The sequence below is a fragment of the Lysinibacillus sp. FSL W8-0992 genome, assembly GCF_038008685.1.
GTDB lineage: Bacteria > Bacillota > Bacilli > Bacillales_A > Planococcaceae > Lysinibacillus.
This window is the reverse complement of the sequence record NZ_JBBOZQ010000001.1, coordinates 3,524,038-3,536,236: the sequence shown is the minus strand read 5'-3', so window position 1 is coordinate 3,536,236 and position 12,199 is coordinate 3,524,038. Positions and strand designations below refer to the sequence as shown.

The following is a 12,199-nucleotide window of genomic DNA, read 5'->3' as shown; positions in this document are numbered from 1 at the left end:
CTCTTTCCTGTACAAGCAGAACAACGATAAGACGTTGTGAAACAATGAACTTTAGTGCATGGGCAGGTGAAAATTGGTGATATCTTTTATAAAATTTAAAGTATGTAAACCAATTGTTGAGTTACATTGTAAATAAACAGATATTCTATATTTAAATAATACGAACAATTTCTGAATTATTTAATTATTATATATTTTTAACTTTTGTTAATTTTAATGATTTGATAAGATAAAAGTAATATATAACATAAAAATATACGGGAGGTCTGTACTATAAAATTTCGGTATTCTTTGATATACAAAAGTTAAAAAAGGAGAGAATTTTAATAATGCCAAAATTACTTGTTGGAGATATATTTGCATTTTTTGCTACATTAGTCGCAATTTCAATTCCACTAACAATTATTGGTTTATTAATCTACATAGCTAAACTAATTAAAAACCTCGAAAAAAGGTGACCTCAAATCAAATTGCATTTGAGGTCACACTTATAGTCTGTCCTAACAATTAACGGAAGTAAATCATGCGTCTTAAAGCTTACCTTGTTGTTTAAAAACCTTCTGCTGCAAAATATCTAATGCGTGCTTAATTTCTTCTAAATCTTCTTCTGAAACATCTTGAATAAGGTGTTGAAAACGGACTTCAATACATCGAAAAGCCTCATCCATCATTTGTTCCCCATCTTCGGTGAGGCGCACATAATGTTTTCTACGATCCTCTGTATCACTAATTTTTTCAATTAAATTTTTCTCTTGTAGTTTCTTAAGCTCTCGACTTGTATTCGGTAACGACATTTGCTGACAATCACTAATTTCAGTAGTCGTAACAGGCTGGCTTACTTTTATATGTTCAAGAATTTTATATTGAACAGGAGTTATGGCGTCCGTTTTAACGTTTTGTGTTAACTCATTTGTTACTTGATGAACGGTTGCTGTAAATGTAACAAATTGATTGAATAATGCATGCTTGTCCAAATATCTCACCTCTTACTGACAAGATAACAAATAACTTATCTTAAAACAATTATCATTTGACAACTAAATAAGTATTGCGTATTATTTACTTATCAAATGATAAGTAATGGAGGCAGTTATGAAAACATTAATTATTTATACGTATCCAAATCATCAAAGTTTGAATTATTCTTTTTTGCAGGAAGTTGTTAAAGGATGCAATGAAAATCCGTACATAAATGAATTACAAGTGGTTGATTTATATGAAGAAAAATTTGATCCGATTTTACATTTTAATGAATATAGACGACGTCGTGATATGTATCTTGATCCAAAACTAGAGAAATATAGAGAACAAATAACTTGGGCAGATAAGATTGTTTTTGTTTATCCAATTTGGTGGGGAAGACCGCCAGCAATGCTTTTAGGCTATATTGATCAATTATTTGCATCCAATTTTGCCTATAGAGATAAAAAGGGATTGTTTCCTGATGGTCTCTTAAAAGGGAAGTCAGTCGTTTGTGTTTCGACTATGAAAGGCCCTACTAAATATCCGCTTTTATGGTTGAATAATGCTCACAAAGTATTAATGCGAAAAGCATTGTTTAATTTTGTTGGAATTAAGAAAGTGAAGTTTTTTGAATTTGGGAATATGGAAAGTAAAAAGGGAGGACAACAAAAAAAGTTAGCAAAAGTTTATCAGTATTTTAGACAAGTAGCGTATTAGAAGAAGCGAAAGAGCATAGGGGTGAACAACTTTCACATCCTATGCTCTTAATTATTTGTATCAACACTATCTAAAGGGAGTGTTATCAAAAATTTTGTATGTTCAGCAAGTTTGCTTTGGACAGTAATAGTACCTTTGTGCATATCAATAATTTTTTTTACAATGGATAATCCTAGTCCGCTACCTCCGTTTGCAGCGATTCTTGATTGATCTGCTTTATAAAAACGTTCAAAAATATGCTTTTGTTGCTCATCTGTTAAGCCGATGCCGTTATCACGAATGCTCACCATCACTGTGTCATTTTGGGCGGTCATCAAAATACGGATTTGGCCATTATTATGAGTAAATTTGATGCTGTTACTGAGTACATTCATCCACACTTGGTTCATTAAGTCCTCATCAGCCTTAATCGTTATGTGTTGTAATTGAATATCAATATCAATCTGCTTTTCTAACCAATTAGGCTCAAGAGCTAAAACAACATTACGCAACTGTTTATCTAGTCGATAGTACTTCGGTTCAAATGGATGGTGCTGTGATTCTAATGACGTTAGCTTTAACAAATTATCACTGATTTTTGATAGACGATGACTTTCCATTTCGATAATGGCTAAATAGTGCTGACGTTTCTCTTCAGTTAAATCCATATTTTTTAATGCCTTTGCAAAACCATTAATAGAGGTGAGGGGCGATTGAATTTCATGCGAAACATTTGAAATAAATTCTTGACGCATACGTTCTAATTCGCCTAATTCAACAGCCATATGATTAATCCCACTAATTAGTTGGCCAAAATGATCATTTTCATCATCAGACATTTTATCTAACTGTACATTGAAATCTCCTTTAGCCATTCGTCCAATGGCATCAACAATCGTATCCCAATAATTGTGCTGTCTTTTTAAACCGATTAAAAAAATGCAGGCGGCAGTGCAAGCAAATAGTACAAATACACCAAGAACTGTAGTTAATTGTCGCCAAAAACCTAGAAGATGTATGTCCACCCGCTGAAATAGCCAAGAAGTTACGTGGAAGGAAATAAAGGCAAATAATATATTCGCTAACAGAAACATGATAAAAATCATTAGGAGCTTAAAGAAAAATTTCCAATATTTCATAGTGCTAATTCCAAGCGATAGCCAAGTCCACGAATCGTACGGATAGAGAAGCCACTTTTTTCTTCAGGGAATCGTTCACGCAACCTTTTAATATGAACATCTACAGTACGTTCATCGCCTTCATAGTCAAATCCCCAAATTTCTTCAATTAGCTGCTCACGGGAAAATGTCTTTCCCGCATAACTTGCTAATGTAAATAATAGGTCGAATTCTTTTAGACGTAACGTAGTGCTTTCACCGTCATACAATAGTTCATATGTATGGCGATTCATTTTAACATTTCCAATTTCAATCGTTTGAGAGAGCGCAATACGATACCGTTTTAAAATGGATTTAACGCGAACAATTAATTCGACAGGCTCAAATGGTTTGACTAAATAATCGTCTGTCCCTAGGTTAAATCCTTTTACCTTCTGTGCTGTTTCACCTTTAGCGGTTAGCATCAAAATCGGTAAATCACTGTTAAATGTCCGGATTTCCTTACATAATTGCCAACCGTCCATTTTAGGCATCATAATGTCCATAATCACCATGTCGATTTTTTCTGTATCCAATTTGGACAGTGCATCTACACCGTCCAATGCTTCAATTACGTCAAAACCTTCATTTTGTAAAAATACTTTTACTAATTCTCTAATATGGTCATCATCATCCACAACTAATAGTTTTGTCATGATAACAAATCCTTTCGTCTTTAATCTTTAATGCGCAATTGTTGTTTAGCAAACTCTCTATACATATCGTGTGTTTCAAATAATGTATCATGTGTCCCACAGCCTGTGATATGGCCTTTCTCTATAAATAATATTTGGTCGGCATCTACGACAGTAGAAAGACGGTGGGCGATTACGAGTGTTGTTCGTCCTTGCATTAAATTATCCAGTGCTTTTTGTACGTAAATTTCTGAATTACTATCAAGGCTAGAAGTCGCTTCATCTAGCATTAAAATTTGAGGATTACGTAACAAGGCTCTCGCAATCGAAATTCGTTGTCGTTGTCCACCTGAAAGCTTTATTCCTCGTTCGCCGACCTCGGTGTTAAATTTATCTGGCAGTTCATTGATAAATTGATCGGCGTAGGCCATTTTTGCCACTCGTTCAAGTTCCTCGTCTGAAACAGCTCGGGCAATGCCGTAACAAATATTTTCACGAATCGTTCCTGATAGAAGCGCACTTTCTTGTGCGACATAGCCAATTTGATTTCTCCACGAATGAAGTGAAAATGTATCGATCGGTGTATCGCCAAGTGTAATCAAGCCATTTGTTGGTTGATAGTAGCGTTCTAACAGCGCAAAAGTCGTCGTCTTTCCTCCGCCACTCGGCCCGACAATGGCTGTGACTTTACCTGGCTCAATTGTAAAGTTGATGTTTGATAAAATTGGTTCCTCTCCATAAGCAAAATCTACATTTTGAACATGGATTGGTTCATGTACAGTATCTAATTGTCGTCCTTCATAAATGTTTTCTTCTTCATGCTCAAGTAATGCACTGATACGTTCTGTAGCGCCCATCGCTTTTTGGAGCTGGGTAAAGAACATCGTTAATTGCGTCATCGGCATAATGATTTGAATTAAATATAAAATAAAGGCAACCATATCACCAGCTGTAAGTTCACCAGATGAAACACGAACACCGCCATAGCCAATGATTGCTACAAGCACACTCATTAGTACGAATGAAATTAAAGGTGAAATAAGTGCATGGATTTTTGCTTCTTTCAGACCGAAATTAAATAGATTAGTAATGCCTTTTTTGCCACGTTCATATTCGATATTCTCAGCATTTGAAGCTTTTACTAAACGTGTCTCAGGCAACACTTGATTGAGAATAGCGGTAAATTTAGCGGTTTCGTCTTGCATACCTTTTGAAATGACAAACATACGCTTTCCTAATAGCATTAAAATAATCATCGCGAGAGGAACAGCAATGAGCATAACTAATGTCATTTTCCAATCTAAAAATAATAGAATGATGACAGAACCGACAATCGAAATAACACCTGTTAAACAATTTGCAAGATGTTCAGTTATTAGCTCTTTTACTACAGCTGTGTCATTTGTTACACGACTTAACGTCTCACCAGTATCGTTATCATCATAATAAGGGATTGGTAAATGGAGCAATTTGCGCCATAATTGATCTCTCAATTTTGCCACAACCTGATGACCAACGCGATTTAAAAAATAAATGGAAAGTCCACTGGCGATGGCTTGCACGATAAAAGCTATTCCTAGTAAAATAATTTGCCAATAATTAAGGGATTGTAACGAAAAGCCATCTACTAATTTTTTAGTGAACAGTGGCACGATAAATCCTACGCCAGTGGTCGCTATACTCATACATAAAGCTATTATTAACAAAAGCATCGGTGGTTGCGCCTGTTTTACAAGCCCCACAAAGCGCCGCCAATTTTTTATTGGTACTTCTTTAGTTGTAGTATTATTCATTAATAATTATCCTCCTTGATTACGGTAAACAATAGAATCATTGTTTGTGTGACTTTACTATAGCATGCATTTATGAACTGAATATGAAATGAAAATAGCGTGCTAAATTAGAGTGACAGGCACTCAAACAATTCAGAAAAATTCTTGACCTTCAAGTAACTAGAAGGTTTATTATGGAAATTGAAAGGTGTGTCGCTCTTGCATAACTATATGACCATTCAGGAATTTTCAAATAGAACAGGAATTTCAAAAAGTACGTTGCGTTTTTATGAATCGAAAAATTTATTGTTGCCAGTAGGACGGAGTGGAAATGGATATCGCGTATATGCAACGCATCAAATTGCAATAGTGAAATTGATTACCACTTTGCGTATAGCAGACGTACCTATTAAGGACATACAACATTATTTACTAGAAAATGACGAAGTAGCTCGTCAAACAATGATGGATAATTGGATTCGTACTTTAAGGAAAAAACGGGAGCTCATCGATGTTAGCTTAAGGTTTTTAGAAAGTGATTCCATTCGAGAGGATATCTATCTAATCGATAAAAACAAAGAAAAAATAATTTGGTTCATTGAGCAATCCACAATGGGGAAGTTTGGAGAGCATTTTGCGAAAAGAGCCAATGAATTAAAGCAAAACAATATTCAAATTAACAGCTATTATGTAAATTATTTATCAGGACAAGATGTGATAAAAGTACAAATCGGTTTTGGTGTAACAGAACATACAAATATAGATGGATTAGCGGACGTTGATTTTATCGAACATATGCCTGCTTGTATCTGTCTAGCGCTACCATTCAAAGAGCATCTGACGGAAATAAAAGAGGGGTATCAAAAATTACTACAATATGCCCTCGAACATAGTTGGGTGCCAACCCGTTCAATTCTCGAGTGGTACCGAGGGGAGGACTTTACACAATTAGATTTATTATTGCCTGTCATTCAATTGGAGCGAAGTGAGAGATGAGGAGTGAGGTAGCTAAACCTATCAAATTTTACAAACCGAGGTATTCGACAGTGTGAACGTCAAATACCTCGGTTTTTTATTTGGCATTATACAGGCAAGATGCAGATTACTACGACCGTCTTCTCCGCCATCTACTTGCCATATTAGGTTGTGCTTGGCTTCTTTTTGAAGGATAAATTGGTTGAGGTACAAACTGTGAGACATTTTGTGTATGAATGGCATCGTGTGGCAATGTCTCTTTAGTAACTGACAAATCATGCTTGTTAGCCACTGTAGGTGCATGCTGTGTTGGATCGGTTGTCGTAGCAATGCTATGAGTACTATTCAAAAGCGGGGCAGTGTTCTCATTATTAGTTGGAATTGCTGTTACTGTGGCACTATGGTTTGTTGGAGTATGCTCTATTTCGATATGTGGCTCCGATACGGGATGAACATCTTTCATCACTAGGATTGGTCGCATCATATCATGATCCTCGTGCTCAAGAAAATGGCAATGCCACATGTAATTTCCGATATGGTCTTTCCAATGCATAATAATCTTTGTAACCTTCCCTGCATCAGCTTTCACAGTATCTTTCCAGCCTCTCTCAAAGTCACGTGGTTCTTCAGCTGGACCAGTAAATTCAAGCCTTCCTTCATTTTGATAAAGCTCCACATCGAATGGCCGTCGTTCAAGTATTTTAAATTGGATTAAATGTAGATGGATAGGGTGTATAAATGGAGTGGCATTAATAAAATTCCAGACTTCTATACTATCAAGAGCTGGCTTTTCAGTTGCAGGATCATGGTACATACGGTCATTTAATAATAGCATTGGTCTTCCAAAATCATCTGTCGACGCACTTAAAGGTAAGTTGCGTTCAATATGTGCATGGTGCGGATGTAAATCCATTGAAACGGCAAGCCTTTCAGGAATTTCGCTCGTATCTTCACAGCGCAGTGGGCAATTCACTTTAAATTGCATAATTACGCTCGTATGCTCGTCAACAAAATCTGTATCCCCATTAATTAATGTTATTTCCTGGCCTTCACACTTTGAAAAGTCAATAATGACATCCGTTCTTTCAGCAGGCAATAATTCCACAGAGTAAATTTCGTTAGGGGTTGTTAAAAAACCACCATCTGTTCCAAGCTGGATCATAGGCTGCTCATTAGAAAGGCTGATGACATAGCCTCTTCTATTCGAGCCATTTAGAAAACGGAAACGATATTTCCGAGGCTCAACATTTAAATAAGGCCATACTTTACCATTCACAACAATTGTATTTCCCACAAAGCCTGGTGTAATCGATGGATGAACTGGCACGGGGAAAGGTGGTTCATCAGGATAGAAGAGAGAGCCATCTTCATTAAAGGATCTATCCGCAATTAATAGTGGATATTCATAATCACCGCACGGTAAGTTTGAGCGCTCCTCAATTGTATCTCGAAGCAAGTAGAAACCTGCAAGACCTGCGTAAACATTTAAGCGCGTTAATGCCATTGCGTGGTCATGATACCACAACGTTGTACCTGGCTGATGATTCGTGTATTCATGTATTTCTTTATTGAATTTCGGACCAGTATACACAAAGTCTCTTGTATACCAAGCTTCCGGATGACCATCACTTTCCCAATCAACGTTGGCTCCGTGAAGATGTGTTACCGTTCTAACCTCTTGTGAATCATTGGCTGCATGGAGAGTAAAATCTACAGGTAAAAAATGCTTTAAAGGTAATTGATTTTTGTATTTGACATAAATCGTTTTGTCTTTTGAGGCCTCAATGGTTGGTCCTGGGTAAAGTCCGTTATATCCCCAAATAGTGGATTTCGGAAAGTTTTTATGAAAACAATGTTCCGCTTCCATCATCTGCAACTCATAATATTCTTTCTTCGGCTGGCCGCTACTGTATTTTGGCTTTGCAGTAACAGGCTTCGGTAGTTCATCTACAAATTTAGGAATTGTTGCTGGATCTGATGGATTAATATTTTTATTCACAACATCACGTCCCTCACGTTTTTACAAAAAAATACTCAATCAACTACAATATATGGGTAAAAACAATGAGAAACGAGGACAATAATGGAATTATTTGTGCTAATATATATAAAAAAATATTGAATGTAAAAAATTCCTGCAAATAAGCTGTTATTCTAGCCCTGTATTAATTACACGTAAACGGAAGTAAGTTGATGGAGTAAAGATTAAAGGTAATCGCGAAGACAGGTGAAATGTCATTTCAATCAAATAAAATTGCTTCGTTTTTTGTGACTATAGAACATGGCGTGCACTCCATTCTAAAATATTATCATTCGATATATTTAGTAATTTATGGGATATGCTTGAAATGACGGACGAGGACATGGACTTCGCTTATAATTGATGTATAAGCTAACTGCTACATTAAAGTATTAAGGATAAGGAAAATTCCGAGCATAGAGAAGTGGTGATTATTTGGAGTTAACATTAGAAGAATTAAATAAAACAATCATGGAAATGCGGACGAAAGGGCGTTTAACAGAAGCTCTAAATCTTGCTGAACAGGGACTTTTAGTAGCATTAGAAAATGATAATCATAAGCATGGACTAGATTTATTCTTCCAAAAAATATTAATTCATCATGCTCTAGGCGATACATTAAGCATGGTGAGCCACATCCATGACTATGAGGCGTGCTGCCAAAAGTACGGCACGACAAAGGATTTTATGAATTATTATCTTGTTATGTCTTTAATATACGATTTAGTTGGTGTCAGAGAAAAAACAGTGGAAATGACCAAAAAATCGATTGAATTTGCTACACAGCTAAAAGATATTAAAATGCTTGTACGTTGCTATAGCAATCTGTGTTATCTTGAAGTTGAAAATGGCTGTTATCAGGAAGCGCTTAATGCTGCATTAATTGCAAGGAATTATAATAAGGAGCTTGAGAAAACACAGCCTGAATTGGCGAAGCTACAAGAAATCCGCATTAATAATAATATGGCTGATGTATATATTCTAGAGGGCGATTTTGTCACTGGTCAAGCATTATTGGATCATACATTGAATTCGGATATTATTCAAAATCATAAACGAGAAAAGGTAGCCGCCTTGTTTGGCTATGGCTTTTTATATGAACATCAACAAAAGCTAGAAGAAGCGGTGAAATATTATAAGCAAGCGATAGATTTAGCGCAATCATATGGCGATAATCCAATTACAAAAAGGGTCATGCGTATGCTGTTAAACGTTCTCTATCAATTGGATTACCGAAATGAGATTTTTGATGTGCAACGAGCTTATATAGAACTTACAGAAAAAATGAGTGCTGACAATCTGCTTCAGCAAGTGATGAACTTAGATTTTAATAGACAAAAAGAGAAACTGGAAAAAAGGGCACTCTATGACCCTTTAACTGGTGTCCTCAATCGTCATTTTCTTGATAGTGAGCTAAATGATTGGTTAAAGGAGGCACAAATTTCTCAGCAATATGTTTGCGTCATTGTCCTCGATATCGACTATTTTAAAGCATACAATGATAAGTATGGTCACTTGTTGGGTGACATGGTGCTACAGCTCCTTGCTACTGGATTAAGGGATTTTTTACGTAATGAAGATGCGGTCATTATACGTTATGGTGGAGATGAATTTATCGTTTGTCTTCGTCATGACAATCAATTGTTTATCAATGACTTTATTAAGGAGCTACATGCCTATATTTTAACTTTAAAAGTAGAACAAGACTTTGATAGTTATCCGTTAAAGATTAGTTTAGGCGCCTGTATGAATGACCAAGAAAATTATGATTACATTCAGCTTTTTAAGCAGGCAGACCGCAACTTATACAAAGCGAAAAATAATGGTCGTGCAAACTATGTCATCAGCTCACTATAAATAAGTCTATCAAATGATATAGCCTCGTTCCCACTGTCGACAAAAGGCAGTGGGAATATATTTATATATGACTTTTATCCTTTTGGGTATAGTAAAAAAGTTATTTTTTTACAAATATACACCTTTCTTTACTGTGAAAAAAATAGGAACTTTTGACGATAAAGTACAGTCTTTTTAAGTGGAAGAGTAAAAAATGAAAATCACTCCTCGAATCATTTGAAAACGCTGGTTTATCAACGTACAATAAATGAAATTAGCAAACACGACAAGAGAATTTTGGTGTATAATGTTGTGGTATGAGGAAAGAAAGCAGGTTGACAAAAATGGTAAGCAAAATGAAAGTGTGCGCAGTTATAGACACACAAAAATATCAGGCATTCTTAGCGAAAAAAAAGCTAGGTGTGAAACATAAGGTGAATATATGAAAAACTGGTTGATTTTCATTTCTGTCTTTATGGTTTCCTTGTCACTTGTCATTAGTATTTTAGTACTCTGGAAAGCCGAGGCTCCATTTAGTTCAATTGAAGAACAGGCTGAACAGTTGGCGCTTGATGCCAAAGCCCTAGCAATTGTCACGGAGTCATACACATATAATGGCAAACATTCGTATGTTACTGTGTTCGGGGTAGACGAATACGGTGACAAAAAGGCTGTCTTTGTTCCAACGAATCTAGAAGAGGATTCCATTCAGGAAGTATTTTTGAAAGATGGTATTACGGAAAAGCAAGCATTATCGGTTTTTAAAAATGAAGGAAATGTCCAAAAGGTGCTTCATATGAAGTTAGGCTATGAGGAGGTAGGGGCTGTTTGGGAAATTTCTTACCTAAATAATCACGATAAACTCAACTATGTCTATATTTTATTTAAGGACGGCGACTGGTGGAAGCGCATTAAGAATTTATAAGAGGAGTAGATCCCGAATGAAAAAATTATTAGCAGACCGAGTGAAAACTTTAACACCATCTTCAACATTAGCAATTACTGCAAAAGCAAAAGAATTAAAAGAGCAAGGTATTGACGTAATAGGATTAGGTGCTGGTGAACCCGACTTTAACACACCGCGCAATATTCTAGATGCGGCTATTGAATCTATGGAAAAAGGTTTAACTAAATATACCCCTGCTGGCGGTCTGCCAGTGCTTAAGAAAGCTATTATTGATAAACTTCAACGCGACAACAATCTTACATATAAACCGAACGAGGTTATCGTAGGCGTTGGGGCAAAGCATATTCTTTACACTTTATTCCAAGTAATTTTGAATGAAGGCGATGAAGTAATCATTCCTATCCCTTATTGGGTATCGTATCCAGAACAAGTGAAATTAGCAGGCGGTGTGCCAGTATATGTTGAAGGGACACGTGAACAAGGCTATAAAATTACTGCAGATCAATTACGTGCAGCTGTTACCGATAAAACAAAAGCAGTTATCATTAACTCGCCAAGCAATCCATCTGGTATGATTTATTCTCGCGACGAGCTAGCAGAACTTGCTGCTGTTGCAGAAGAAAAAGATATTTTAATCGTGTCAGATGAAATTTATGAGAAGCTTGTATACAATGGTATTGAGCATTTTTCAATTGCGCAACTTTCAGACGCAATGAAAGCACGTACAATCGTAGTAAATGGTGTAGCAAAATCTCACTCTATGACAGGCTGGCGTATCGGATATGCAGCAGGTGATGCAGACATTATTAAACCAATGACTGACCTTGCTTCACACTCTACTTCAAACGCAACAACAACTGCACAATATGCAACAGTGGAAGCGTATAATGGACCTCAGGACACAGTAGAAGAAATGCGCCAAGCATTCGAATCTCGTCTTGAGAAGATTTATCCACAAGTTAGTGCAATTCCTGGCTTCAATGTATTAAAACCGCAAGGCGCATTTTATTTATTACCAGATGTAGCAGAAGCAATGGCACATACTGGTTATGATTCAGTCGATGCATTTGCTGCGGATATTTTAACAGAAGCAAACGTAGCAGTGATTCCAGGCTCTGGCTTTGGTGCACCAACTACTATGCGATTATCTTATGCTACATCTTTAGAATTATTGGAAGAGGCAGTCCGTCGTATTGATGCATTTGTAAAATCAAAATGGCAAGACTAATCCTTCTAAC

11 protein-coding genes are annotated in these 12,199 nt (G+C 36.2%); 6 read left to right on the top strand and 5 right to left on the bottom strand.

The annotated features are described in order from the left end of the window. Nucleotides 1–329: 329 nt before the first annotated feature. Nucleotides 330–458, top strand: a complete 129-nt coding sequence (locus tag NSQ74_RS17790) for a hypothetical protein (protein ID WP_340825097.1) — start codon at nucleotides 330–332, stop codon at nucleotides 456–458. A gap of 72 nt (nucleotides 459–530) precedes the next feature. Here NSQ74_RS17790 and NSQ74_RS17785 read toward each other — a convergent pair whose 3' ends face one another. Next, nucleotides 531–974, bottom strand: coding sequence for a MarR family winged helix-turn-helix transcriptional regulator (locus NSQ74_RS17785; protein WP_340825095.1), 444 nt, complete (start codon nucleotides 972–974; stop codon nucleotides 531–533). A 118-nt stretch (nucleotides 975–1,092) separates the two neighbouring features. Between NSQ74_RS17785 and NSQ74_RS17780 the strand changes: the two genes are divergently transcribed. Further along, nucleotides 1,093–1,680 (top strand): NAD(P)H-dependent oxidoreductase, encoded by a 588-nt coding sequence (locus NSQ74_RS17780; RefSeq protein WP_340825094.1) that lies wholly within the window; start codon nucleotides 1,093–1,095, stop codon nucleotides 1,678–1,680. Nucleotides 1,681–1,727: 47 nt separating this feature from the next. Here the strand turns inward: NSQ74_RS17780 and NSQ74_RS17775 are convergent, their stop codons facing one another. From NSQ74_RS17775 to NSQ74_RS17765, 3 genes are read right to left on the bottom strand one after another with little or no spacing between them, the layout of a single operon-like run. Further along, nucleotides 1,728–2,798 (bottom strand): HAMP domain-containing sensor histidine kinase, encoded by a 1,071-nt coding sequence (locus tag NSQ74_RS17775; protein ID WP_340825092.1) that lies wholly within the window; start codon nucleotides 2,796–2,798, stop codon nucleotides 1,728–1,730. Beyond that, nucleotides 2,795–3,475, bottom strand: a complete 681-nt coding sequence (locus tag NSQ74_RS17770) for a response regulator transcription factor (protein WP_340826492.1) — start codon at nucleotides 3,473–3,475, stop codon at nucleotides 2,795–2,797. Before NSQ74_RS17770 ends, NSQ74_RS17775 begins: the two co-directional genes overlap by 4 nt. Before the next feature lie 17 nt (nucleotides 3,476–3,492). After that, nucleotides 3,493–5,244, bottom strand: a complete 1,752-nt coding sequence (locus tag NSQ74_RS17765; protein WP_340825090.1) for an ABC transporter ATP-binding protein — start codon at nucleotides 5,242–5,244, stop codon at nucleotides 3,493–3,495. Nucleotides 5,245–5,442: 198 nt separating this feature from the next. Between NSQ74_RS17765 and NSQ74_RS17760 the strand changes: the two genes are divergently transcribed. Further along, the gene (locus NSQ74_RS17760; protein WP_340825088.1) at nucleotides 5,443–6,219 is read left to right on the top strand and encodes a MerR family transcriptional regulator; all 777 of its coding nucleotides are present in this window, start codon (nucleotides 5,443–5,445) and stop codon (nucleotides 6,217–6,219) included. Between the two features lie 109 nt (nucleotides 6,220–6,328). Here the strand turns inward: NSQ74_RS17760 and NSQ74_RS17755 are convergent, their stop codons facing one another. Next, on the bottom strand, nucleotides 6,329–8,197 hold the full coding sequence (locus tag NSQ74_RS17755; RefSeq protein WP_340825087.1) for a multicopper oxidase family protein: 1,869 nt from the start codon (nucleotides 8,195–8,197) through the stop codon (nucleotides 6,329–6,331). A gap of 456 nt (nucleotides 8,198–8,653) precedes the next feature. Here NSQ74_RS17755 and NSQ74_RS17750 point away from each other — a divergent pair, with 456 nt between their 5' ends. From NSQ74_RS17750 to NSQ74_RS17740, 3 genes are all read left to right on the top strand, one after another. Continuing rightward, entirely contained in the window at nucleotides 8,654–10,075 is a 1,422-nt protein-coding gene (locus NSQ74_RS17750) for a tetratricopeptide repeat-containing diguanylate cyclase (RefSeq protein ID WP_340825086.1), read from the top strand. Nucleotides 10,076–10,496: 421 nt separating this feature from the next. Then, a complete protein-coding gene (locus NSQ74_RS17745; protein ID WP_340825084.1) occupies nucleotides 10,497–10,979 on the top strand; it encodes a cell wall elongation regulator TseB-like domain-containing protein in 483 nt (160 codons plus the stop codon). 16 nt (nucleotides 10,980–10,995) lie between these two features. Continuing rightward, nucleotides 10,996–12,189, top strand: a complete 1,194-nt coding sequence (locus tag NSQ74_RS17740) for a pyridoxal phosphate-dependent aminotransferase (RefSeq protein WP_340825083.1) — start codon at nucleotides 10,996–10,998, stop codon at nucleotides 12,187–12,189. Nucleotides 12,190–12,199 lie beyond the last annotated feature (10 nt).

Coding starts and splice junctions, on each gene's coding strand:
- NSQ74_RS17780 (WP_340825094.1), top strand. CDS start 1,093: ATGAAAACATTAATTATTTATACGTATCCAAATCATCAAAGTTTGAAT.
- NSQ74_RS17790 (WP_340825097.1), top strand. CDS start 330: ATGCCAAAATTACTTGTTGGAGATATATTTGCATTTTTTGCTACATTA.
- NSQ74_RS17765 (WP_340825090.1), bottom strand. CDS start 5,244: ATGAATAATACTACAACTAAAGAAGTACCAATAAAAAATTGGCGGCGC.
- NSQ74_RS17775 (WP_340825092.1), bottom strand. CDS start 2,798: ATGAAATATTGGAAATTTTTCTTTAAGCTCCTAATGATTTTTATCATG.
- NSQ74_RS17740 (WP_340825083.1), top strand. CDS start 10,996: ATGAAAAAATTATTAGCAGACCGAGTGAAAACTTTAACACCATCTTCA.
- NSQ74_RS17745 (WP_340825084.1), top strand. CDS start 10,497: ATGAAAAACTGGTTGATTTTCATTTCTGTCTTTATGGTTTCCTTGTCA.